Origin of the sequence: Streptomyces sp. NBC_00513, from assembly GCF_041431415.1 — a bacterium.
In the GTDB taxonomy this organism is placed as follows: domain Bacteria; phylum Actinomycetota; class Actinomycetes; order Streptomycetales; family Streptomycetaceae; genus Streptomyces.
In genome coordinates, this window is sequence record NZ_CP107845.1 from 1064242 (window position 1) to 1086963 (window position 22722).

General features: G+C 73.6%; 26 protein-coding genes. 13 read left to right on the forward strand and 13 right to left on the reverse strand.

Annotated features, from left to right (window positions below):
• Nucleotides 1-25: 25 nt before the first annotated feature.
• A complete protein-coding gene (locus OHA84_RS05160) occupies nucleotides 26-1489 on the forward strand; it encodes a condensation domain-containing protein (RefSeq protein WP_053682121.1) in 1464 nt (487 codons plus the stop codon).
• Between the two features lie 94 nt (nucleotides 1490-1583).
• Here the strand turns inward: OHA84_RS05160 and OHA84_RS05165 are convergent, their stop codons facing one another.
• A complete protein-coding gene (locus tag OHA84_RS05165) occupies nucleotides 1584-2813 on the reverse strand; it encodes an RNA polymerase sigma factor (protein WP_266973066.1) in 1230 nt (409 codons plus the stop codon).
• Nucleotides 2814-2884: 71 nt separating this feature from the next.
• Nucleotides 2885-3241, reverse strand: a complete 357-nt coding sequence (locus OHA84_RS05170) for a YciI family protein (protein WP_053682119.1) — start codon at nucleotides 3239-3241, stop codon at nucleotides 2885-2887.
• 271 nt (nucleotides 3242-3512) lie between these two features.
• Between OHA84_RS05170 and OHA84_RS05175 the strand changes: the two genes are divergently transcribed.
• Nucleotides 3513-3890, forward strand: a complete 378-nt coding sequence (locus OHA84_RS05175) for a hypothetical protein (RefSeq protein WP_266973063.1) — start codon at nucleotides 3513-3515, stop codon at nucleotides 3888-3890.
• A gap of 200 nt (nucleotides 3891-4090) precedes the next feature.
• Here the strand turns inward: OHA84_RS05175 and OHA84_RS05180 are convergent, their stop codons facing one another.
• Genes OHA84_RS05180 through OHA84_RS05190 form a run of 3 tightly spaced genes read right to left on the reverse strand, consistent with a single transcriptional unit; the run spans nucleotide 4091 to nucleotide 6242 of the window.
• Nucleotides 4091-4360: a hypothetical protein gene (locus OHA84_RS05180; protein WP_053682117.1), complete on the reverse strand. Its 270-nt coding sequence runs from the start codon at nucleotides 4358-4360 to the stop codon at nucleotides 4091-4093.
• Between the two features lie 38 nt (nucleotides 4361-4398).
• Nucleotides 4399-5637: a Dyp-type peroxidase gene (locus tag OHA84_RS05185; RefSeq protein ID WP_266973060.1), complete on the reverse strand. Its 1239-nt coding sequence runs from the start codon at nucleotides 5635-5637 to the stop codon at nucleotides 4399-4401.
• On the reverse strand, nucleotides 5634-6242 hold the full coding sequence (locus OHA84_RS05190) for a molybdopterin-dependent oxidoreductase (RefSeq protein WP_266973058.1): 609 nt from the start codon (nucleotides 6240-6242) through the stop codon (nucleotides 5634-5636). The genes OHA84_RS05185 and OHA84_RS05190 overlap by 4 nt, the downstream gene beginning before the upstream one ends.
• 286 nt (nucleotides 6243-6528) lie before the next feature.
• On the opposite strand from OHA84_RS05190, the gene OHA84_RS05195 reads away from it, so the two are divergent.
• From OHA84_RS05195 to OHA84_RS05205, 3 genes are all read left to right on the forward strand, one after another.
• A complete protein-coding gene (locus tag OHA84_RS05195; RefSeq protein ID WP_266973057.1) occupies nucleotides 6529-6867 on the forward strand; it encodes a co-chaperone YbbN in 339 nt (112 codons plus the stop codon).
• Between the two features lie 131 nt (nucleotides 6868-6998).
• Nucleotides 6999-8186, forward strand: coding sequence for a cytochrome P450 (locus tag OHA84_RS05200; RefSeq protein ID WP_078999392.1), 1188 nt, complete (start codon nucleotides 6999-7001; stop codon nucleotides 8184-8186).
• Between the two features lie 5 nt (nucleotides 8187-8191).
• Nucleotides 8192-8386: a ferredoxin gene (locus OHA84_RS05205; protein ID WP_053682140.1), complete on the forward strand. Its 195-nt coding sequence runs from the start codon at nucleotides 8192-8194 to the stop codon at nucleotides 8384-8386.
• A gap of 37 nt (nucleotides 8387-8423) precedes the next feature.
• Here the strand turns inward: OHA84_RS05205 and OHA84_RS05210 are convergent, their stop codons facing one another.
• A complete protein-coding gene (locus OHA84_RS05210) occupies nucleotides 8424-9428 on the reverse strand; it encodes a BtrH N-terminal domain-containing protein (RefSeq protein ID WP_266973053.1) in 1005 nt (334 codons plus the stop codon).
• Nucleotides 9429-9514: 86 nt separating this feature from the next.
• Between OHA84_RS05210 and OHA84_RS05215 the strand changes: the two genes are divergently transcribed.
• The gene (locus tag OHA84_RS05215; protein ID WP_266973051.1) at nucleotides 9515-9868 is read left to right on the forward strand and encodes a DUF1304 domain-containing protein; all 354 of its coding nucleotides are present in this window, start codon (nucleotides 9515-9517) and stop codon (nucleotides 9866-9868) included.
• Nucleotides 9869-9893: 25 nt separating this feature from the next.
• The gene (locus OHA84_RS05220; protein WP_266974129.1) at nucleotides 9894-10499 is read left to right on the forward strand and encodes a TetR/AcrR family transcriptional regulator; all 606 of its coding nucleotides are present in this window, start codon (nucleotides 9894-9896) and stop codon (nucleotides 10497-10499) included.
• A 91-nt stretch (nucleotides 10500-10590) separates the two neighbouring features.
• Here the strand turns inward: OHA84_RS05220 and OHA84_RS05225 are convergent, their stop codons facing one another.
• Nucleotides 10591-10794: a cold-shock protein gene (locus OHA84_RS05225; RefSeq protein WP_053682110.1), complete on the reverse strand. Its 204-nt coding sequence runs from the start codon at nucleotides 10792-10794 to the stop codon at nucleotides 10591-10593.
• A gap of 161 nt (nucleotides 10795-10955) precedes the next feature.
• Nucleotides 10956-11324, reverse strand: a complete 369-nt coding sequence (locus OHA84_RS05230; RefSeq protein ID WP_266973049.1) for an HGxxPAAW family protein — start codon at nucleotides 11322-11324, stop codon at nucleotides 10956-10958.
• Nucleotides 11325-11428: 104 nt separating this feature from the next.
• Here OHA84_RS05230 and OHA84_RS05235 point away from each other — a divergent pair, with 104 nt between their 5' ends.
• Both OHA84_RS05235 and OHA84_RS05240 read left to right on the forward strand, forming a co-directional pair.
• The gene (locus OHA84_RS05235; RefSeq protein ID WP_053682108.1) at nucleotides 11429-11923 is read left to right on the forward strand and encodes a MarR family transcriptional regulator; all 495 of its coding nucleotides are present in this window, start codon (nucleotides 11429-11431) and stop codon (nucleotides 11921-11923) included.
• 164 nt (nucleotides 11924-12087) lie between these two features.
• Nucleotides 12088-13587, forward strand: coding sequence for a DEAD/DEAH box helicase (locus tag OHA84_RS05240; RefSeq protein ID WP_371591324.1), 1500 nt, complete (start codon nucleotides 12088-12090; stop codon nucleotides 13585-13587).
• A 70-nt stretch (nucleotides 13588-13657) separates the two neighbouring features.
• Here the strand turns inward: OHA84_RS05240 and OHA84_RS05245 are convergent, their stop codons facing one another.
• The 4 genes from OHA84_RS05245 to OHA84_RS05260 form a co-directional block, all read right to left on the reverse strand.
• Nucleotides 13658-14173 (reverse strand): hypothetical protein, encoded by a 516-nt coding sequence (locus OHA84_RS05245; RefSeq protein WP_266973046.1) that lies wholly within the window; start codon nucleotides 14171-14173, stop codon nucleotides 13658-13660.
• 76 nt (nucleotides 14174-14249) lie between these two features.
• Nucleotides 14250-14912, reverse strand: coding sequence for a GCN5 family acetyltransferase (locus OHA84_RS05250; RefSeq protein ID WP_053682106.1), 663 nt, complete (start codon nucleotides 14910-14912; stop codon nucleotides 14250-14252).
• A 137-nt stretch (nucleotides 14913-15049) separates the two neighbouring features.
• On the reverse strand, nucleotides 15050-15580 hold the full coding sequence (locus OHA84_RS05255) for an SRPBCC domain-containing protein (RefSeq protein WP_266973044.1): 531 nt from the start codon (nucleotides 15578-15580) through the stop codon (nucleotides 15050-15052).
• 62 nt (nucleotides 15581-15642) lie between these two features.
• Nucleotides 15643-16650, reverse strand: coding sequence for an NUDIX hydrolase (locus tag OHA84_RS05260; protein ID WP_266973042.1), 1008 nt, complete (start codon nucleotides 16648-16650; stop codon nucleotides 15643-15645).
• Between the two features lie 229 nt (nucleotides 16651-16879).
• Between OHA84_RS05260 and OHA84_RS05265 the strand changes: the two genes are divergently transcribed.
• The 4 genes from OHA84_RS05265 to OHA84_RS05280 all read left to right on the forward strand — a co-directional run bounded on the left by OHA84_RS05265 (nucleotide 16880) and on the right by OHA84_RS05280 (nucleotide 21646).
• On the forward strand, nucleotides 16880-18622 hold the full coding sequence (locus OHA84_RS05265; RefSeq protein WP_323181928.1) for a VanW family protein: 1743 nt from the start codon (nucleotides 16880-16882) through the stop codon (nucleotides 18620-18622).
• An 86-nt stretch (nucleotides 18623-18708) separates the two neighbouring features.
• Nucleotides 18709-19215 (forward strand): hypothetical protein, encoded by a 507-nt coding sequence (locus OHA84_RS05270; protein WP_266973040.1) that lies wholly within the window; start codon nucleotides 18709-18711, stop codon nucleotides 19213-19215.
• Between the two features lie 80 nt (nucleotides 19216-19295).
• Nucleotides 19296-20780, forward strand: coding sequence for a hypothetical protein (locus tag OHA84_RS05275; protein ID WP_266973038.1), 1485 nt, complete (start codon nucleotides 19296-19298; stop codon nucleotides 20778-20780).
• A 209-nt stretch (nucleotides 20781-20989) separates the two neighbouring features.
• Complete coding sequence (locus OHA84_RS05280) at nucleotides 20990-21646, forward strand: NAD(P)-dependent oxidoreductase (RefSeq protein ID WP_266973036.1); 657 nt, start codon at nucleotides 20990-20992, stop codon at nucleotides 21644-21646.
• 56 nt (nucleotides 21647-21702) lie between these two features.
• Here the strand turns inward: OHA84_RS05280 and OHA84_RS05285 are convergent, their stop codons facing one another.
• Entirely contained in the window at nucleotides 21703-22722 is a 1020-nt protein-coding gene (locus OHA84_RS05285) for a YafY family protein (protein WP_266973034.1), read from the reverse strand.

Genomic DNA, 22722 nt, shown 5'->3' on the forward strand with positions numbered 1-22722 from the left:
ACTCGGGGGTCGAAGGGATGACGGAATGCGGCAGTTTCCTCTGGAGATGCACACCTTGGCGCCCGGAAGGGTGGTGGAGTGGCGTTTGCGGTCCACGGCGGCGGCGCGGGACGCCGACCGGGGTGATCCGTCGGGCAGGAGGGCGTCCTTCAACCAGGACAAGCACTTCACCGTCGCCGAGGAGAGCCGTGCGGCCGACGATCCGGTCGCGTCCTGGATCGCGGTGACCTTCGAGGTCGAGGGACCGCTCGACGAAACGGCCCTCAGTCGGGCGCTGTTGGCGTTCGTGGGCCGTCACGAGGTGCTGCGCTGCGAGTTCCGCCGGCTGGCCGGCGAGCTGGCCTGCGCGCCGCTGGCCGCCGACGAACTCGCCCTCGAAACGGCCCAGGTGGGCGTCTTCGAGACGTCCGAGCTGCTGCGCGGTTTCCTCGTCGAACGGTTCAAGCGCAGCATCGACACCCTGTCCTGGCCGCTGTTCACCATGGGCGCCGTGCTGCGCGAGGACTCCGCCACGGTGTACCTGGCCTTCGACCACATCGTGTGCGACGGCATGTCGATGCCGATCGTGGTGCACGAGGTGGAGACGGAGTACGAGGCGCTGTGCCGGGGCGAGAGCTCCGGGCTGCCGGCCACCGCGCCCAGTTATCTGGACTTCGCCGAGGAGCAGCGGCGCCGGTACCTCTCCATCGGCGCGGACGACGAACGCCTGGGCTACTGGAAGTCGTTCATCGAGCGCAACGGCGAGTTCTTCCCGCGGTTCCCGCTCGACCTGGGCGTGCGGCCGGACCGGATGTACCCGATCGTCAACGAGGCGTCGCTGCTCCTGGACGCCACCGAGGCGGAGGTGTTCGAGAAGTCCTGTCTGGCGGTGGGCGGCAAGCCGTTCATGGGGGTGCTCGCGTCGGTCGCCGTCTGCCTGCGGGAGGCCGGCGGGCCCGGCGTGTACCGCGGGTTCATGCCGGTCAGCGAGCGCGGGCGGGACGCCTGGACCAACTCGGTGGGCTGGTTCGTGAACACCATGCCCATCGAGTTCGACGCTTCTCCGGGGCGGGACTTCACCCAGGTCATGACGCAGGTACGGGCCGGTTTCGGCGAGATGATCCGCCACATCGACGTGCCGTTCGTCAGGGCCTGGGAGTTGCTGGCCCCCGAGGAGTTCGCGGCGCGCTCGTGGCCGTACCCGGTGAACTTCTTCTCGTACATCGACATGCGCAAGTGTCGTGGCTCCGAGCGGCACGACGAGTGGCGGCCCACCTCCCACGTGTGGTCGGCGCGGGCGAACGGCGCGTGCTCCTGGTTCCAACGGGACGCGGACGGACTGCACATGAACTCCATCTACGTGGACACCGCGGCCGCCCGCGGCACCATGGGCGACTTCCAGGCGTCACTGCGCCAGACCGTGCGGGACATCGCCCTGACCGGCGGGTTCCGCCGCCCGATCGCGCTCACCCCGCCCCGTCTGCCGATCCGGCCCCGCGTCCGGGCCTGAGCTCCCCCGGCCCGGCGGACGTCAGGCCGGCCGGGGTGCGGTGCGCGGGGTACCGCGCAGCAGGGCGAGGCCGACCGCGAGTACCCGGTGCGGCTCAGCGCTCGGCCGCGGCCCGCGCCCGACGCAGCAGCAAGGAGCGCTCTCGGGCATTGCGCGTCAGGGAGGCGGCCCGTTCGAACTCGACCCGGGCCTCCTCCCCGCGGCCGAGGCGCTCCAACAGATCACCCCGCACGCTCGGCAGCAAGTGGTAGGACGCGAGGGCCGGTTCGTCCGCAAGGGCCTCGACCAGCGGCAGGGCGGCACCGGGGCCCTCGGCCATGGAGACGGCGACGGCCCGGTTCAGTTCCACCACGGGGGACGGGATCAGCACGAGGAGTCGCCCGTACAGCGCGACGATCGTCGCCCAGTCGGTGTCCTCGTACCGGACGGCCGCGGCATGACACCCGGCGATCGCGGCCTGCACGGAGTACGGGCCGGTGCCCGCGCGGCGCAGTGCCGCGACACCGCGCCCGATGAGCATGCGGTTCCACCGGGTCCGGTTCTGGTCGGCGAGGAGCACGGGCTCGCCGTCGGGCCCGGTGCGGGTGGCGATCCGGGAGGCCTGGAACTCCAGGAGCGCCACCAGCCCGTGCGTCTCGGTCTCCTCGGGCATCAGGCCGGCCAGCAACCGGGCCAGCCGCAGCGCGTCCTCGCACAGTGCCGGGCGGACCAGGTCGTCCCCGGCGGTCGCCGAGTGGCCCTCGTTGAAAACGAGGTAGATCACCTCCAGCACGGAGGCGAGCCGCTGCTCGCGGTCGGTGCCGTACGGAACCTCGAACGGCACGCCGGCCGTGGCCAGCGACCGCTTCGCCCGGACGATGCGCTGGGCGACGGTCGACTCGGAGGTGAGGAAGGCGCGGGCGATCTCCTGCGTGGTCAGCCCGCCCATGAGACGCAGCGTGAGCGCGACCCGGCCCTCCGTCCTCAGCACCGGATGACAGGCGGTGAAGATCAGCCGCAACAGGTCGTCGTCGATGTCCTCCGGCTCGGCCGGCTCCTCGGGCGGGGTTACGTTCTCCAGGGTGCGGCCCACCTCGGCGAGTTTGCGGGCGTAGGCCTCCTTGCGGCGGACGAGATCGATCGCGCGGTTCTTGGCGGTGGTCGTCAGCCAGGCGCCCGGCCGGTCCGGGACGCCGTCCACGGGCCACTGCTCCAGCGCGGCGACCATGGCGTCCTGGGCGATCTCCTCCGCGATGCCGACGTCGCGCACGATGCGCGTCACACCGGCGATGATCCGCGCGGACTCGATCCTGAACACCGTTTCGACCGCTCGGGTCGTACTCACTGCCGTCACGGCCACCCATCAGAGCAGCCGTGACGAGGCAGGGCAAACAGGACGCCGTGAACGCGGCCGGATCAGCCTTCGACGATCTCGCGGAGCTCGGAGCCGACCGTCCAGGTGGCGGGGTGGAGCTCCAGGAACCGCTTGGTCCATTCCAGGGCCTCGGCCTTGTCCTTGCACTGCATGAGGGCGTAGCCGCCGATGACCTCCTTGGTCTCGGTGAAGGGGCCGTCGGTGTAGCCGATCTTGCCGCCGGACCAGGTGACCCGGGTGCCCTCGGCGGTGGGGAGCAGGCCCGCGGTGTCGAGCATGACTCCGGCCTTGGTGATCTCCTCCAGGAGGGCGCCCATCCGCTGCTCGAACTCGGGGGTGAAGCCGTCGGTGGGCGTGTTCTGCTCGTCGATGCGGATCAGCGAAAGGAAGCGCGGCATGGTGACTCCTCGGTCGGGAGGGCGGGGGCTTTCCCTGCCTCTCACCCCTGCGTCGAACGGGAGACACCCGAATCGACAGTTCCGGGAAACTTTCTTCAGGAAGTTTCGGGATCGGCCCCGATCCGCCCCGATCCGCATTCTCACCACCGCGGCGGGTCGGGGCCGGCAGGCGGGGCCGCTCCCGGCCGAGTCGGGCCTGCCGCGGGCCTGGACGCAGGGCGGCTACCCATGAGTAGGATCGCGGGCCTCATCCCCTCCGAGAGGATCCCCGATGCCGCGCACCCCCTCCTCGCCCCTGCTGCTCGCCGGTCTGCTGGCGGGCGCGGCGGTGGCGCACACGGTCGCGCCGAAGCGGTTCGACGCGACGGTCCCGCGCTCCCTGCCCGGCAGCCCCCGCCAGTGGACGTACGCGTCCGGCGTCGTCGAGCTGGCACTGGCGGCCGGCGTCGCGCACCCGCGCACCCGGCGCGTGGCGGCGCTGGCCACGGCGGCGTTCTTCGTCGGCGTCTTCCCCGCGAACGTCAAGATGGCCGTCGACGCCCGGACCCAGTCCCCCGCCATCCGGGCCGTCACCCTGGCACGGCTGCCGCTACAGGTGCCGTTGGTGCTGTGGGCCCGCCAGGTGGGTCGCGGAGCCACGACCGGCTGACACCCGGACGGCCGGCACACCCCGACGCCCGGACTGCCGGCACGCCCCGGCGCCCGGACTGCCGGAACATCCCGGCGCCCTGACAGCCCGACACCCCGAGGCGGCCGGCACCTGAAACGCACCGCATCCGAACGGGGCCCGGCGCCGGAAGTGGTCCACAGAGCCCCCGGTCGACGTCGGCGGATCGGGGGCTCGCCCGGTCAGGGGCTGTCGCCCGACCAGTCCCAGTGGTCCGGGTCGGCCGGCCGGCGACGGTAGTGGGCGCGCCCGCCGGCCCCGTAGCGGCCTATCTCGGTGGGGAGGCGGGCCTCTTCGGCCAGTCGGGGTCCGCTCCAGCCGGTGATGTCGAGCAGCAGCCCGTCGAGGGGGCCGCCCACGAGCTCGCCGTAGACGTGCCCCGGGCGCGGGCCCGGGTCGGGGTCGTCGTGGTCGGCGCCGTAGACCCGGCGCCGCAGCATCCTGTCGTCCATCCGCCCAGGTTGACAGGCCCCACTGACAACGGGCCCGGTCAGCCTTCCAGGAGGGCCTGTCCCACGTACTCCCCCGGCGCCGCGCCGGCGGGCACCACGAACAGCGCCGATGCCTCGTGGACGAGGTACCGGGAGAGGGCGTCCCCCCGGGCGAGCCGGTGCTGGACGGGGACGAAGCCCGTGCGCGGGTCGGTCTGCCAGGCCACGAACAGCATTCCGGCGTCCACCGTGCGGTCGGCGCGCATGCCGTCGTGGTACGACCAGCCGCGCCGCAGCATCGTCGCGCCGGCGTTGCCGCGCGGCGCGGCCAGCCGGATGTGCGCGTTGGTCGCGATGACGGGAACCCCGTCGGGGCGGGCGGCGTCCAGGTCGACCGGGGTGTGTTCGGTCCCCCCGGTCAGGGGCGCCCCGTCCGACACGCGCCGTCCGACGGCCTGTTCGCGGTGGGCCTCGGGCAGGCCCTCCCAGTGGTCGAGGAGCATCCGGATCCGGCGCAGGACCACGTACGATCCGCCCCGCAGCCAGCCGGGCGCGTCCGGGGCGGTGACCAGGATCCGTGCGCGGTGCGCCGGGTCGCCGGCCGGCGTCGGGTTGGCGGTGCCGTCGAGCTGTCCCATGAGGTTGCGGTGTGTTCCGTCGGGAGCGCCGGCTCCGGGTGGACGGGTGAACCCCGACATCACCCAGCGGGTGAGGGCCGTTCCCCGGGTCAGTCGTTGGAGGGCGCGCAGCGCGTGGACGGCGACGAGGGGGTCGTCGGCGGCCACCTGGACGAAGAGGTCGCCGCCGCTGCGGGCGGGGTCGAGGCGGTCGTCCGGGAACGCGGGGAGCGGGCCCAGCGCCTCCGGTCGGGCCGCGGTCAACCCGAGGCGTTCGAAGAACTCCGGCCCGAACCCGAAGGTGACCGTGAGCGCGGCCGGACCGGCGCCGAGGGCGACCCCGGTGTCGGCTTCCCCCTCGACCGGCGTTTCCCCGCGGCTCATCCGGTCGGCGGCGCAGCTCCAGGCCCGCAGCAGACCGGCGGCGAGCGGGCGGTCGACACCGGGCAGCAGGTCGAGCGCGGCGAGGTGGGCGTGTGGCTGGCGCCGGGTCAGGATTCCGGCCTGGGTGGGGCCGTGGAACGGTATCCGAGCCTCGGGCTCACGGCCCCCGGCGTCCCTCGCGCTCTCCCCGGGGGCGGCCGTGGTGAGCACGGCGCCCCCTGCGGCGAGCGCGGCCAGCCCCCCGGCGCCGAGCAGGGTCCGCCGTCGCAGCGGGGTCACGGCGGGCCGGTCCGTCACTTCACACCGTCGACCACCGGGTCGACGACACCGACCCACAGCTGGTTCAACTCGGACACGTACCGGCCGCCCTTGGTGTCCTGCGGAGCGACGAGTCGGGGTCCTGCGGCGTCGTCGAAGGGGACTCCGTCCTCCGAGACCGCGAGCAGCACCTGGCTCTTGGCGAAGGCGGGATCGATTTCGGCCCAGGCGAAGACGGCACGGTAGTCGCCGCCACCGGTCGCGGCGACGAAGCCGCGCAACTGTCCGTTCTTCTTTCCCTGGTCGAATCGGGGTTCCGCCGCCTTCAGCACGTCGTTCAGCAACACGCCTTGATAGGTGTGTTCCTGTTCCCCCTTGGCGCTGGTGAATTTCACGGCGGCCGAGGTCTGCGGCAGTTTGCGCAGCTCGGCGAGGGTGACGGTGTAGGGCTTGCCGACCTCGCCGGCCACCCGCACCTCACCGGGCTTCAGAGGGGCCGCGGACGTGGCCGGGGCCGAGGTCGAGGGCGCGGTGGAAGCCGTCGCGGCGCCCTCCTGGTACCCCTTGCCGTCGTCCGACTGCCCGCAACCGGCGAGCAGCAGGCCGCCCGCCGCGAACACGGCGACCGCCGCGCCGCGATTCACGCTTCTGCGATTCCTGCGCATTCCCATGGACGAACCCCTCCCGACGCGCCGACCAACAGACTCGCACATGCAAGGTGATCAGCCTCTTTCCAGCTGAAATGCCGTGCGCAACATACATGAAGAGTCGCAGTTGCCACAGCATCGCTTTTCCCCTCTGGAGCATTCACCGGAAATGCCGTCCGGACCTCCGTGAACAGGGCCCGGACCTTGGCGGAACCACCGAGTCCCGTAGGGTTTCCGCCGGCCCGTCGGGTCGTCCACCCATCGCGACGCAGGAGCTCAGCACATGGCACGTCTGGTACATCAGCCACGCGAGGACCAGGAGTTCGACTTCATCCTGGGCATGGCTCCCGGGGCGGTCCTCGGCTACTTCGTCGGCACCTGGCCCAAGGCCGTCGAGGCCTGCCGGACCATGGACGTGCTGGTCGGCGAGGTGGCGCAGGAGTACGGGGCACGGCTGACCGTCGTACGGACCGACATGACCCGCTGCCCCGAGGCCACGAGGCGCCACGAGGTGACCGGGGCCCCCACCGTCGTCATCGTCCGGGCGGGCCTGGCGGTGGCGAGCCACTCCGGGCCGATGGCGCGCGAGGAGCTCAAGGCCTTCCTGGACGCCCACGTCTGAGGGGCGACGGGTGCTCGCGGGCCCGTTCGGGTGACCTGGGGCGGTCTGGCCGAAAGTGGTATGGGGGAGATAGGTGCCTCAGGCATGTAATGGAGTCCGGCAAGACGGAACCATCGCTCGCGAGGTGCTGCATGTCAGAGACCGTTGCCTTTCCCCAGGACCGAACCTGTCCCTACCACCCGCCGACCGCCTACGAGCCGTTGCGGGCAGGCCGCCCGCTCTCCCGGGTCACCCTCTTCGACGGCCGCTCCGTGTGGGTGGTCACCGGCCACGCCGAGGCGCGCGCCCTGCTCTCCGATCCCCGACTCTCCTCCGACCGGCTGAACTCGGACTTTCCCGCCCCGACCGAGCGGTTCAAGGGCCTGACGGGACGCCGCACCGCCCTGCTCGGGGTCGACGATCCGGAGCACAACACCCAGCGCCGGATGCTGATCCCGAGCTTCACCCTGAAACGGACCGCCGCCCTTCGGCCCGCGATCCAGCAGACCGTGGACCGGCTGATCGACGAGATGACGGCGGCCGGTTCGCAGGCGGAGCTGGTCGGCGCCTTCGCGCTCCCGGTGCCGTCCATGGTGATCTGCGCGCTGCTCGGAGTCCCCTACGAGGACCACGAGTTCTTCGAGGGGCAGTCCCGGCGGCTGCTGCGGGGCCCCGACGTCGCCGACGTCGAGGAGGCACGCCGACAACTCGACGGCTATCTCACGGACCTGATCGCCCGCAAGCGCGCCGCCCCCGGCGACGGCTTGCTGGACGAACTCATCGCCAGGCGGCTGGAGACCGGCGAGACGGACGTCGAGGAGCTGGTGGCGCTGGCCGTGATCCTGCTCGTCGCGGGTCACGAGACCACCGCGAACATGATCTCCCTCGGCACGTTCACCCTGCTGCGGCACCCCGGGCAACTGGCGGAGCTGCGCGCGGATCCGTCGCTGATCTCGGAGGCGGTGGAGGAGCTGATGCGGTTCCTGTCGATCGCCGACGGCATGCTGCGGGTGGCGACCGAGGACATCGAGGTCGGCGGGGTCACGATCGGCCCCGGCGACGGGGTGATCTTCTCCACCTCGGTCATCAACCGCGACGAGTCGGTGTTCGATCAGCCGGACGACCTGGACTGGCATCGGCCGGCCCGCCACCACCTGGCGTTCGGTTTCGGCATCCACCAGTGCCTCGGGCAGAACCTGGCCCGCGCCGAGATGGAGATCGCCCTGGGCACGCTGTTCCGGCGGCTGCCCGGACTACGGCTGGCGGCCGATCCCGACCGGATCCCCTTCAAACCCGGGGACACCATCCAGGGCATGATCGAACTGCCCGTGGCCTGGTGAGCGGCGTGCGGATCTCCATCGACCACGATGTCTGCATCGGTGCGGGCCAGTGCGCGCTGACCGCGCCGACGGTGTTCACGCAGGACGACGACGGATTGAGCGAGCTGCTGGCCGGACGGGAGGACGGCGCCGGCAGCCCCCTCGTCCGGGAGGCCGCGCGGGCCTGCCCGGTGGCGGCCATCTCCCTGGAGGACGCCTGAGGATCCCGGACGGCCGGGGGGCGGGCGCTGACGGTCGCTACTTGCGGAGCGCCTCGACCGCCCGGCCCTCCAGTTCCAGGCAGGCGTCCACGTGCTCCGCGCAGGCGTCGAACAGGGCCCGTCGCCCGTCGGCGTCGGAGTGCGGATCGCAGGCCCGCGCGAGGTCGGCCAGGGCGGACCAGTGCCCGGCGGACTCCCGGAAGAGTTCCGCCGCCTCCGGCCGCCCGACGAGGTCGAGAAAGTCCGCGTAGAGCGGCCGGGTGGCGCCCGGCGCGGTCCACTCCTCCTCCAGGCAGGCGTGGAGCCGGCCGGTGCCCGCCGCGAGGGCCTCGGGGGAAACGCCGAAACGACGCTCCCAGCCCGTCTTCGTGGTCGTGTCGCGCAACTGCGCGGCGAACTTCTCCATGCCGGTGAAGCCGAAGTTGGCGTCGAACTGGTTCCCCAGCACCGGGCCCGTGAGGTGGGTGACGGTGGCGGCGATGGCCCCGTCCACGTCCGGATCCCCCTCCGGCGGGCCGGTGGGCACGATCAGCTGGTGGCGGCCCTTGCGGTGGGCGGTCCAGGCCGCCCCGAACTCCTCGCGGTCGATCCGGTGCGGGGTCTCGGCCCCGTCCTCGATCAACAGGTCGTCGCCGTCATACCCGGCGATGACGACGGTGTGCGGGTCGGCGCCGGTCATCTCGGCCTCGGGGTCGGGCTCGTGCCAGGGCAGCGAGGAGCGGTCGACGACGCAGAAGGCGGGCTGCCCCTCGTCGAGCGCGGCGCGGACCCGGCCCCAACGTGGCTTCATCGCCCGGGTGGCGTCGTACGGGACGCCGAGGCGTCCGAGCGCGACCTGCACCCAGGGCTCGGGGTGGGACTGGGCGACGATCGTCGCGATCGGCGTCCGTCCGGCGTACTCGAAGACGAAGTACATGAAGCCGATCCCGCCGGCCAGGCCCGCGACCAGTTCCTCGTCGTGGGCGCTGCCCAGGGCGTGGCGGATCAGGGAGGCCTCGCGGTGGCGTCCGGTGCCGAAGTCTTCGTACACGAGCACAGTCATGCGGCCAGCCTAGCCGCGCGATCACCGGCTCCCGACCGGCGAGTTCCTGTACAGTTGTCCAGGAAATCAACCAAGGGAGACAGCCCGTGCACACGGTCGCTCAGGTCCTCATCGGCGCGGTCGCCGCACTGCACCTGTGTTTCCTGGTCCTGGAGATGTTCCTGTGGCAGCGACCGCCCGGCCGGGCCCTGTCGGGGTTCGACGCGGACACCGCCCGCCTCACTGCACCGCTCGCCGCCAACCAGGGGCTCTACAACGGTTTCCTGGCCGCGGGGCTGGTCTGGTCGCTGGTCATCGACTCCCTCGCCACGCAGATCTTCTTCCTCGTCTGCGTGATCGTCGCGGGCGTCTACGGAGCCGCGACCGCCAACCGCCGGATCCTGATCGCCCAGGCCCTGCCCGGCGCCCTCGCCCTCGGCGCGGCGCTGTCGGCCGGGTGAACGCCCTGTGAACGCACAGGACTCCGTGCCGGAAACCGGCTCCGACCGGCCGGGCGGCAGGGAAGCGCGCGCACAGGACCCACGGACCGCGCGCACCAAGGCCCGGCTGCGCGAGAGCCTGTTCGCGGCGTGCGCGGACCGCCCGCTGGCCGAGGTCGGTGTCTCGATGGTGGTCCGCCGGGCGGGTGTCGGGCGCGCGACGTTCTACCTGCACTACGAGGACCTCACCGCGCTGGCGGTGGACGCGTGCGCCGACGTGGTGCACGCGGCGGTCGACGCCCTCCACGCCTGGCAGGGCATCCCGGGCGCGCTCCCCCCGGTCAGGCCCCCGGCGGCCCTGGCCGAGTTCCTCGCGGACGCGGCGGCCCGCGGTCCGCTCCATCGCGCCCTGCTCCTCCCGGGGGGCGGCGGCCCGCTGGGCGACCGCCTGTACCGGGAGCTGCGCGCCCGGGCCCGGGCCGAGCGCGAGGCCGTGGGCGCCCCGCGCCCCGACCTCGTCGCCTCCGCGGTGGCCGCCACCTTCACCGGTGTCCTCGCGGACTGGCTGCACGAGCACATCCCGGGCTCCGACCCGGTGGAACTCGCGAACCGGCTCTGGCCGCTCCTCATGGCCCTGCACCGGGCGGGATAGGCGCGACCGGTTCCTCCGCCGGGTACGCGTGAGCCCCGCCGGAGGAACCGGCGGGGCTCACGTCCACGGCGATCGGCCGCGTGAAGCGGTACTAGAGGGTGGTCACCTGCTCCGCCTGCGGACCCTTGGGGCCCTGGGTGACGTCGTACTCGACCTTCGCACCCTCGGCCAGCTCCTTGAAGCCGGTCGTCTGGATGGCGGAGAAGTGCACGAACACGTCGGGGCCGCCGTCGTCCTGCTGGATGAACCCGAACCCCTTCTCGGAGTTGAACCACTTCACGATGCCAGTTGCCATCAGTACTGATCCTTCACAACGTTCCACTCGGGCCGCACGTGCGGCCGTCTCGATAGTGCCCACCCGTCGCCGTCGACACACTCCAGGCGCGGCCAACCGGGTCGGCTCGAACTTCTGGCCGAGTTGTCCGTGACGGGAGTGAGCGGCGCCGGGCCGTGCGGTCAGGAGCCGCCGTCGCCGGCGGACAACGACACGACCGGTCGGGCTTCGAGGGCGCCCGCGGCGGCCCGTCGGGGTCCGGCGGCCCGGCAGCCAAGGCAGTTCGCGTGTCCGGTGCGCGCGGTGGTGTCGCGGACGCGCCAGTCCCACGCGGACTCGGGGCGCGGCCCGCTCGGCTTGCCCCAGCCCGCGAGGTGCAGCAGCCAGGTGACGAGTCCCGCCACCGCGACCAGGGCGAGACCCAGCCAGATGCCGGGGGCCCAGGCGGCACAGAGGGCGGCGCCCGCTCCGGTGGCGCCCAGCAGGGCGAGGGTCGTGCCGGTCCAGCCGGCCACGGTGTGGCCCATGTCTACGTGGCCGTGGGCGCTCATGATTCTCCCGGTGGAAGGGCGGCAGTAGGCTCGGAACAGGATGACTTACCTCACAAAGTAAACATCTCACGAGCTAAGTTACTTAGATGCTAAGGAGAAATTGCGTGCAGGGCAAGCCCCGCCCCGCGGCCACGGCCGGGGAGGCGATCTCGCGCATGGACCAGTACGTCGCCCTCGGCGTGATCGGTCAGCAGGAGGTGGCGCAGCTCCTCGGGATCAACGTGACCGACCTGACCTGCCTGGGCCACGTCCTGGGCGCCGGGGAGACCCCCCTGTCCGCCGGCGAACTGGCCGAACTGACCAACCTCACCACCGGCGCCGTCACCGGGGTGCTCAACCGCCTGGAACGGGCCGGGTACGCGCACCGGCGACCCGACCCGGGCGACCGGCGCCGCGTCCGGGTGGTGGCCGATCCGTCGGGGGCCGCCCGGATCTTCGCCGTGTACCAGCCCTTCTACGACCGCCTCGGCTCCGTGTTCGCCGAGTACACCCCCGACGAGGTCGCGGTGATCGCGGACTGGTTCGGACGGGCGGCGGTGGAGGCCCGCGCCCATCTGGCCCAGGTCCGGTCCGGGGAACTGGGGCCGCTCACCCCATAGGACCGACTGGTAAAATGGGCGGGAAACGTGAAGCGCGGGCCCTTCGCCCGGTGCGGACGTGCACGACGAGCCGGGGCCCGTACCGAGGGGTACGGGCCCCGGCTCGTTGTCGTCCGCCCTCACGTTCCCCGCTCGCGTTGTGTTCTCTTCACGGAAGGTTCTGCATGAAGAACCCGTCGGCTCATGGGCGTTTCGGCATCAAGCCCGGCGCCAGGACAGGCAGCAAGTCCGGGGCCAAGGGCTCCGGCAAGACTCCTCGGACCCTCGGTCCGCAGGGTGAGTTCTCGATGCCCAGGACCGTCAGCCCGGCCCTCCCGCCGGTGACGTCGTTCGCGGAGCTCGACCTGCCTGCCGAGCTGGTGAAGACGATGGCCGAACTGGACGTGCGCGAGCCGTTCCCGATCCAGGCCGCCACCCTCCCCAACTCCCTCGCCGGACGGGACATCCTCGGGCGCGGCCGGACCGGGTCCGGCAAGACCCTCGCCTTCGGTCTGGCGCTGCTGGCCCGCACGGCCGGACAGCGCGCCGACCCGAAGCGGCCGCTCGCGCTGATCCTCGTGCCGACGCGCGAGCTGGCCCAGCAGGTGACCGAGGCCCTCGCCCCGTACGCCGAGGCCCTCGCGCTGCGGATGGCCACCGTCGTGGGCGGCCTGTCCATCGGCCGGCAGACCGGCACCCTGCGCACCGGCGCGGAGGTGGTCGTGGCGACCCCCGGACGCCTGAGCGACCTGATCGGGCGCAAGGACGTGCACCTGGAGCGGGTGCGGATCACCGTCCTCGACGAGGCCGACCAGATGTGTGACCTCGGCTTCATGCCGCAGGTCACCGAGCTGCTCGACCAGGTGCACCACGCCGGCCAGCGGATGCTGTTCTCGGCCACCCTGGACCGCAACGTGGACCAGCTGGTGCGCCGCTACCTGAAGGACCCGGTCTCGCACTCGGTCGACCCGCAGTCGGCCTCGGTCGGCACCATGGACCACCACGTGCTGCACATCCACGCGGCCGACAAGGTCGCGGCAGCGACCGAGATCGCCGCGCGGGACGGCCGGGTGCTGATGTTCCTCGACACCAAGCACGGCGTCGACCAGTTCGTGAAGCACCTGCGCGCCATGGGCGTACGGGCCGAGGGGCTGCACAGCGGGAAGTCCCAACCACAGCGCACCCGCACGCTCGGGCAGTTCAAGGACGGGCTGATCGGCGTGCTGGTCGCCACCAACGTCGCCGCCCGCGGCATCCACATCGACGACCTCGACCTGGTGGTCAACGTGGACCCGCCGGCCGACAGCAAGGACTACCTGCACCGCGGCGGCCGGACGGCCCGCGCGGGCGAGTCCGGCAAGGTCGTCACACTGGTCACGCCGAACCAGCGGCGGGACATCGTGCGTCTGATGGCCGACGCGAAGATCCGCCCGACCATCACCCAGGTCCGCTCCGGCGAGGCGGCGCTCAGCCGGATCACCGGCGCGAAGGCACCGTCCGGGGTGCCGCTCGCCGGCGCGGCGGCGACCGACGCGAAGGGGCGGCCCAGCGGGACGGACCTCGGCTTCCGGGGCATCGGCACCCGCCCCGGGCGCCCCGGGAAGGGCAAGGAGTCCCGTAAGACCATCGAGGCCAGGCAGCAGGCCGAGGCCCGCCGCGCGGCCAGGGTCCGCAAGGGTCTCTGACCCGACCGGCCCCGGTTCGCGAACCGACACGTCACCCCGGCGACCGAGCCGTCGGCCGGGGTGACGCGGGTCAGGCCTCCGGCAGCTTGCGCAGGCGCTGGACGGCGGCGTTGCGCACCCGACGGGTACGGGCGGCGGAGGCGAGCAGGCCGAGGGCCGCGCGTGAGGTGAGCAGCGCGACGGCGGTCCGCTGGCACCAGTCGGAGGCACCGGTGAGCTCCTGCGCCGACCAGAACTCGTCGACGGTGATCGACCTCAGCAGGTTCCACTCGTGGAGCCTGCGCGCCGGGAAGTCCCGGCCGCTCAACACGTCCTCCATGGCCCGCGCCCAGGCGGGGAAGCCGTCGTCGTCCAGCAGGTGCGCGGCCCTGCGGTCGAGGTGGGTGACCACCGCGCTCTCCGCCATGACGCGGTCCGCGTCGCGCAGTACGGCGGCCACCGCCCCGGCCTCCGAGTGCCCGGCCGCGGCGGCCAGGGAGACAAGGTGCCGGGTGTAGGACCAGTACTCGGGTGCGGTCGACTCCTCGGCCCGAGGTGCCGGGGCGGCTCCCGGCGCCCCGTGCCTCTGGTTCTCGGCTCTCCCCATGACGTCCATTCCACACGACACCCGCGGGCTCCCGGTTCCCAGGGGGGCGCCGGCGGCCTGGAGCGGGGGTGGGGTGTCAGCGGGCCGCACGGGCGGCTTCAGGGGCCAGGAGCAGCGCTTCCGCGCCGATCGGGCGGTATCCGGCGGCCTGGAAGGCGCGGATGCTGCGGGCGTTCCCGGCGGCCTGTTGGGACCAGACGGGCGCCCCGTCAGGGACCAGGTGGCGGGCGGCGAGTGCCAGGGACCGGCCGAGGCCCTTGTGGCGCACGTCCTCATCCACCTCGATCGCCGCCTCCCAGCGGTCGGCGATCCCCCGACCGAGGACGAGTACGCCGCCGGCGGCGGACCAGACCCGTATGTCGTGGCGTCGTCGCAGGGCCCGGCGGACCCGGGGGTGGTCCGGGTCGACGATCTCGGACAGTTCCAGTGGCGGCGGGCCGGCCAGCGGACCGGCGACGGTGAGCAGGTCGATGGTGTCGTGGCCGCGGCCCGTGCGGTCCAGGAACGCGGCGAGGAAGCGCGGGTTCATGGTGGCGGCGAGGCCGTCGCAGGTGAGGGCGGCGAGGGTGGAGCGGACCCAGTCCGGGTCCTCGTCGGTGAACACCACGGAGTGGGCGGTGAAGGCGATGACGCCCGCGTCGCGTCCGCTCTCCTGCGGGACGACGGTCGTGCCGCCGTCGGGCGGTGGGAAGTGCCCGACGGCCGCCGCGTCGAGTATCTCCGTCAGGCTCGGACCCATGGTCGTACTCGCTCTCCGGCCCGTCAGACCTGTTGTCGGTGGAACGACTTGACGGAGATCATGTCAGGGGCACCACAAGCGGGTCGGGTCGGGGCGCCCGACGTCGACCCGTCCGCGTTTCCGGTCCCGGCGCCCGGTCAGCGCTCGTGGGCCTCGTGTCCCCCGGCTCCCTGCCCGCCCTCGTGTCCCGGCTCGGGCAGCGGGGCTCCGGTCTCCAGCAGGGTCTTGAGGCTGGAGGCGAGCATCGGCCAGGCCCGGCCGCACATGCCGATGAGGGTGCCGCCCGGTACGAAGCCCTCGTGGCGGATGGTCAGTCGCGCGAGGGTGTCCCCGACCGGCTCGATCTCGTACGCGACCTCCGTGCGCGGCTCGCCGGCCAACTCGGCCCGCAGTTCCTCCCCGACGCCCACCGAGGCGGCCCACTGCGGGGTGAAGGTGTGCCAGGTGTAGGAGAGCCGGCGGTTCGGCACGCAGTCGAGGACGACCTGGGCCGGATCGCTGGTGCGGGCACCTCGCTCGATCCAGTCCATCGTCGAGCCCACCGCCCAGTCGGTCTCGAAACTGAGGCCCCAGTAGCGGCGGGTCAGGGCCGGCTCCGTGAGGGCCTGCCAGACCCGGTCGGGGTCGGCCTGGATGTAGAGGGTGTAGGTGATCGCACTGTCGCTCATGTCCCCATGCTGGGGGACCGCGCACCGTTGGGGGCGGATTTCCCGGGCCCGCGGCCGGGCGGTCACCAACGGGCGCCCTCCGGGGGAAGTTCCGTGGGCGGGGTGCGGGGCGGGACGGGGAGGCAGAGGTGGGTGCGGGCGGCGTGCACGGCGGCGAGTTCCTCGTGGCCGGCGGGGCCCCAGTCGCTGAGCTCGCGGACCTGTTCGGGCGTGGCCAGGAGGCGGGCGTACGCCGGGTCACGGCTCGGGAGCACGGCCGTGAGGCGGGCCGCGCCGCGGGCGTGGGCGCCCTGGCCGTCGTACCGGTACCCGATCGGGACCGGCGCCGCGGTGGGTTCGGCCTCCGGGGTCGGCAGGTGGGCCGCGCCGGTCGCCCGGGCGATCAGCAGCAGGACCCGGCCGTCGGGCGCGAACAGCCAACCGGCCCGGTCGCGCACCGGCAGGCCGGCGGGGACCGGGCCGCGGTGCCAGGTTCCGTGCTGCGGGATCCGTCGGGTGCGCAGCACGCCGAGCCGGTCCAGCACCGTGGGGTTGGTGGGGCGGCCCGCCTCCAACAGCGCGGGGCCGCCGCCACTGACGCGGGCCCGCAGGGCGGACAGGGCGCGGCGGGCGTCACCCGCGTCCATCAGGGCGGGCAGGTCGGCCGGTTCGGCGAACTCGATGCCGGTGATCTCCTGGGCCGGGAGGCGGACGGACCCGATGCGCTCGGGGCTCCAGGTACCGCCGTCGTACACGTGGAGGATCTCGCCGGGGAAGCGCATCTCGGCGGGGAAGCCGGGGGTGTCGGCGGGGACCCAGTCCACGGCGAGCCCCTGCGGATAGCGGCCCTCGACCCCGAGTTCCTCGCGCATCTCGCGGGCGGCCGCGGCGGCCGGCGATTCCCCGGCGTCGACGGCGCCGCCGGGCAGCAGCCGGTCGGGGCGGTAGTCGACGGTCTGGAGGAGGATCCGGCCGTCGGGGTCGGTGACGAGCACGACGGCCGCGGTCCAGAGCGTGGCGCGCGAGGCCCCGTACTCCGCCGGTGTCATCCAGGTACCCGCGCGCTCGGCGTCATCGGTCAGCTGCGGCATTGGAACTCCGTTCACCGTGGGTGGACCCGCCGGTTGTGCAACAGCGGGCGTGGCCCCCGGGTTACGACGCCCCGACACCCCGGCCTGCCGGATGGCTCGATTCGGCTTTACCGAATCCATACCTTCTTATTACCTGATTATGTCGATCTTGATAGCTTCCGTCGTGCGGACCGGCCGTGTGAAAGCCGCCGGTCCGACCACTTCACCGGATCGAGGAGAACCAGCCGACATGCGACGCGCTTCCCGTACCGACACCGGAACGGCCGACGGGATGCGGTGGACCGCACCGGTCGTCGCGGGTGTCGCGGGCGGCGTCGCGGTGCTCGGCTTCGGCGGCCTGTACGTCGCCGGACTCCTCCTGACCGGAAGCGACATCGCCGCGGGCACGAAGGTGCGCGGCGTCGACCTGGGCGGAATGAGCCGGGCCGAGGCCCGGCGGGCCCTGGACCGTGAACTCGGCCCGGACGCCGCGGCACCGGTCGTCCTGCGCGTCGGGGAACGCTCCGAACGCCTCGCCCCGGGCGCCCTCGGCCTCTCCCTGGACACCGCCGCGACCGTCGAGCGCGCCGCGCGCTCCGGCTCGGACCCGCTGACCGCGATCGGACGCCTCTTCGCCTCGGGCGACCCCGACGTACGGCCGGTGGTCGGCCTCGACGAGAAGACGGCCCGTGCCGCCCTCGACCGGGTGGGCGAGAAGAGCGGGCGCGCGGCCCGCGAGGGCTCCGTCACCTTCGAGAAGGGCCGGGCCGAGGCGGTCGCCCCGGTCACGGGCATCGCCGTGGACGCCGACCGGTCCCTGGACGCGCTGCGTGCCGCGTACCCCACGGCCGCCGGCAAGCCCGTGGAACTGCCGGTCCGCACGACCGAACCGCGCGTCGGCCGACAGGAAACGGACCGCGCGCTGAAGGAGTTCGCGCGACCGGCCGTGTCGGCGCCGGTCACCCTCACCGTCGAAGGCAGGCGCATATCGGTGTCCCCCACCCTGCTGGGCAGGCACCTGACGCTGAAGGACGACGGCCGGGGCCGACTGGCCCCCCGCCTGGACGCGAAGGCACTGCTCGCCGCTCCCGCCCTCGGCGGACCCCTGCGGCAGGCCACCCGGGGCCCCGTCGAGGCGAAACTCCGGGTGGACGACGGCCGGGTCACCGTCGTCGAGGACGGGAAGCCGGGCCAACAGGTCACCGAGGCCACGCTGGGCAAGGCCGTGTTGCCGCTGCTGACCGGAGCCGGGGCCGCCGCCCGCACCGGAGAGGTCGCCACCGAGTCGGTCCGGCCGCGGCTCACGCGGGAGTCGGTGCGCGAACTCGGCATCACGGAGCAGGTGTCCACCTTCACCGTCCCGTTCGAGCGGGCCCCGTACCGGACCACGAACATAGGCCGGGCCGCCGAGCTGATCAACGGTTCGGTGGTGCTGCCCGACGAGACGTGGAGCTTCAACCGGCGGGTCGGCGAGCGGACGAAGGAGAACGGCTTCGTCGACGGCCTCATGATCAACAATGGTGTGTACGAGAAGGCCGCGGGCGGCGGGGTCTCGGCCGTGGCCACCACCGTCTTCAACGCGATGTTCTTCGCGGGCGTCAAACCCCTCGAATACGGGGCGCACGCCTTCTACATCGAGCGCTACCCCGAGGGCCGCGAGGCCACGGTCGCCTGGGGCAGCCTGGACCTGCGCTTCGCCAACGACACGGGCCGGGCCCTGTACATCCAGGCGACGGCCACCGACACCTCGGTCACCGTCACCTTCCTCGGCACCGGGAAGTACGACGAGGTCAAGGCGGTCAAGGGCCCGCGCACCAACGTCAAGGCGCCGGCCGCCCGCACCGGCAGCGGCCCCAAGTGCGAGACCCAGACCCCGCTGGAGGGCTTCGACGTGGCCGTCGACCGGATCTTCGTGAAGGGCGGCCAGGAGGTCAGGCGCGAGACGATGAAGACCCGCTACACGCCGCGCGACGCCGTCACCTGCGGGGCCTGAGCGACCTCCGCCGGTCCGCGCGGCTCGCTCACCCGTCCGTGTGACGTCGGGCGCGGGACGGGGCACGGGTACGGCAGGGTGGGCGGATGCAGCCGCGCCGGATTCCGCCCGTGCCCCTGGCCCTCGTCGTACTCGCGCTCGCATTGACCGCCGGGTGCGTGACGGTACGGCCGGCGGACACCACCGGGACGACGCCCCCGCCCGTGTCCGCCGCGACCCCCGCTCCCCCGCAACAGGTCGTGGAGGCATGGCCGTTGCGGATCCTCCCCGCTCCTTCCGAGCCGGCCCCGCCCGCCACGGCGGCACCGGACACCGCCCCTGCGCCGCGGCCGGCCGGCCCCGGGCGGGCCGCGCCGCCGCGCACGGCCCCCGGGCCGGCGGCCCCGGCGCGACGCACGGGGCGGGTACCGCGGCACGCCGCGCCCGTCGCGCCGGCCCGCCCGGCGCACCGCGCGCCCGCCGCCAAGCCCCGCGGGCGGGAGTCCGTACGGCCCGGAGCCCGGCCGGCGCCGAGGCGCTCGTACGACATGGCGCCGCTGTGCGCGGCGGCCAAGGGGACGGTGTCGCCGTCCATCGTGGCCCTGTGCCGCTGATGACAGTGCGGGCGCATAGCCTCGTGACGACGTCGTCGGGCAGCGGGGCCGGCGGGTGGACGACACGGGGAGTGTGGGGCATGACCGACTCGGCAGCGGTGGTCGGCGCGTTGCGGGAACTGGCGCGGGAGCGGGCGGGCGAGGTGGAGGTCCTCGACGGGTTCACCGACTCCGAGATGGACGCCTGGCGGGTCGAGGTGCCCGAGGCGCTGCGAGCCGTGCTGCGGGAGATCGGCGGGGTGCGGACCGGGGAGAGCGAGTTCGTCTTCGGGCCGCGCGGCCGCCAGGTGTTCACCGACGGCCACTGGACCCTGGGAGACCTGGACTACGGAGAGGGCTCGCTGATCGTGGGGGCCGGGACCGGCGACTGGGGTCCGGTGGTGGCGGTGTTCCCGCACCGGGCCGACGACCCGGAGGTCACCGTCGAGGCCCCGGAGTTCGTACGGTGGCTGACCGGCTTCGCCGAGCGGCTCGCGGAGGGCGCCGAGCGACCCGTACCCGGGACGTTCGTGAAGGCCGTCCCCAGCGTCGCGGTGGCGGAGGGCCCGGACTCCGAACTCGCCGCCCTGGTCGGTGGCGGGGACCCGCTCACCGACCTCGTCGACCTGCGGGCCCTGCCCGCGTACCCCTGCGGGGTGGGCTGGGAACCGTACTTCTCCACCCTCCACGGCACCGCCGACACCAGCGGCAGCGACGTGCGGTTCCGGCTGGTGGGCGACGGCCGGGCGCTCCTCCTGCACAGTGTGGTGAGCGGGGACTTCCTGGGCCGTCCGGTGCGCCGGCACGCGTCGCCCGAGGACGCCCCGCACCGCGCGGTCGCGGAACTGCGCGCCCTGGCGGCGGAGTTCCCCTCGTACGTCGTACTCGAAGCGGGGAGCGCGGACTCCGTCATGGACGGCTGGCCGGTACCCGTCCCCGAGGACGTCCGGGTGGTGCTCCGCGAGTTCGGCTCGGTGACCGTCACGGGCCTGCCCACGCTGTGGCTGCGGCCGGGCGGCGACGCCCTCGGCGTGGATCCCGAACTGCACCGGATGCTGGGCGGCGACGGAACGTACTGGCCGCTGGCCGGCGTGCGGTACGGGCGGGGCGGCGCCCTCGTCCAGATCCGGATCGACCCCGAGGCCGGGCAGTGGGGGTACGCGGTCTCCGTGCCCGCCGACCCGGCCGCGCTCCGGAGATACCCCGAGGTGAAACTCCTCGCGGAGTCTCCCGCCGACCTGCTGCTGGACCTCGTCCGGCGGGTGCGCCGGGCCGCCGGCGGGCCTGACTTCGCGGCGCGGATCGCCGGCGTGACGCAGTGGCTGTTCCCCAACACCGGCGAACCGTGGCCGCGTCCGACCCCGGTCTCGGAGTGGGCGGGCTCGACGGATCCGCTGCTCGCGGCGGCCGTGGCGGAGCTGCCGGACGGGGCGTACGCCGCCGACCTGCGGGAGGTCCCGCTGCCGAGCGACCTGTGCTTCCACCGGGCCCGCGAGTGGCCGTACTCGGCGAGGCTGGACCGGCTGCACTTCCCGGCGGGCGGACGGCTGGCCGCGGCGGTACCGGTCCAGGCGGTCTCGGGCTGACCCGGCGCCGTTCGGTGGGGCCGGGGGTCGCCCGCGCGGGAGTCGACGGGCCGGGAGTCGGCGGGGCGCGGTTCGGCGGGGCCGTCGCGTCACCCCGTCGGCGGCGCGTCATCCGACTGGCTCCGGCCCGGCTTCCGGGCCGGGCCTGACGGGTTCGGTTTCATGGGCGGGGCGGGCCCGCACGGGGCCCCTGAACCCAGGGAGCGGGCATGGCCAGGATCGCCCTGTTCGGCGCGACCGGCACCATCGGCGGTCGGGTGCTGCACGAGGCACTCGGCCGCGGTCACCAGGTCACCGCGGTGGTACGGGACCCGGAGCGGCTCCCCGACCCGGACGGTGCGGCGGTGACGCGCGGCGACGTCCTCGACCCGTCGTCGGTGGCCGAGGCCGCCGAGGGGCACGACGTGGTGGTGAGTGCCTTCGGACCGGGTCCGGGGGACGCGGGCGCCATCGTGACCGCCGCGAGGTCCCTGATCGGCGGCGTGCAGACACTGGGCACCGACGAGACGTCCAGGCCCCGGCTGGTCACGGTCGGCGGGGCGGGCTCGCTGCGCACCGCCGGCGGTCGGCAGGTCTGGGACCAGGAGGACGTCCCGGAGCCGGTCCTGGCGGTCATGCGCGCCCATGGCGAAGCCCTCGACTTCCTGCTCACCGTGCCGGTGGAGGAGGTCCACTGGACCAGCCTCAGCCCGGCCGCGCTGATCGCGCCGGGCGAACGCACGGGGACGTACCGGCTCGGACTCGACGACCTGATCGTGGACGCCGAGGGGCTGAGCCGGATCTCCACGGAGGACTACGCCGTCGCCCTGGTGGACGAGGTCGAGCGGGACGCGCACGCGGGGCGCCGGTTCACGGTCGGGTACTGAGCGCGGGCCCCGGTCGCGGTCGGCTCGCCGGGCGCGGGTGGCGGTGCGCGGCCCGGTCAGTCGACGCGGCGCCCGGGGGGCCTGTCGTCCTCGGGGTCGGCCTCGGCGCCGTCGGCTCCCGGGGGCCGTGCGTCGTCGGCGTACAGCGCGGTGAGTTCGGCGCCGGTCCGGGCGAGCGTCCGCCGCACCTCGGGCGGTTCCAGCACCTCCACGCGGCCGCCGAGCCCGGCCAGGCTCGCGGCGATGGCCCGGGGCGCCGGACCGTCGACCCACACCTCGGTCCAGCCGTCGGGCAGCGGCTCGCCGACCCGCAGTCGGCCGCCGAGCAGTCGGCCGAGGAGGGGCAGGACGGACGGTTCGACGCGGGCCCGGGCCGTGGCCGCGTACATCCCGCCCTCGATCGTCTCGGCGAGCGCGCGCCACGCCGTGGCCAGGTCGAAGTCGGGCGGCCGGACGACCGGCTCGCCCGTCGGCTCGACGGAGACGATCCGGCTCAGCCGGAAGGTGCGCAGGCCCCGCTCCGTGCCGGCCACCAGGTACTCCGCTCCCGCCTTGGAGACGAGCCCGAGCGGCTCGACCTCGCGGACCCCCGCCGGTTTGCCGACTCCCTCGTATCCGAGGCGGACCCTGATCCCGTCCACGACGGCGGCCTGGAGCGCGGTGCGGTGCGTGGTGTCCGTCGTGGCGGGGTTGCGGGACCAGTCGGTGGTGTCCGTGACGCCGGCACGCGAGGCGGCCTCCGCGTCCGCGCGCAGCGTGGCGGGCAGGGCCCGTACCAACTTGCGGAGCATGGTGCGGAGTTCGGGTGTGACGGCGAGGGGGCCGGTGGCGAGGAAGAGCGCCCGGGTCTCGTCGGCGGTGAGTCCGGTGAGGTTGGTGCGGGCCCCTCCCACCAGCGACCAGCCGCCGCCGCGGCCGCGCTGGGAGTAGACGGGCACGCCGGACGCGGCCAGCGCCTCCAGGTCACGACGGGCGGTGCGCTCGGAGGTCTCCAACTCCGCTGCCACCTCGGAGACGGTGACGCGACCACGCTCTTGGAGGAACAGCAGGATCGCCACCAGACGGTCAGCCTTCAT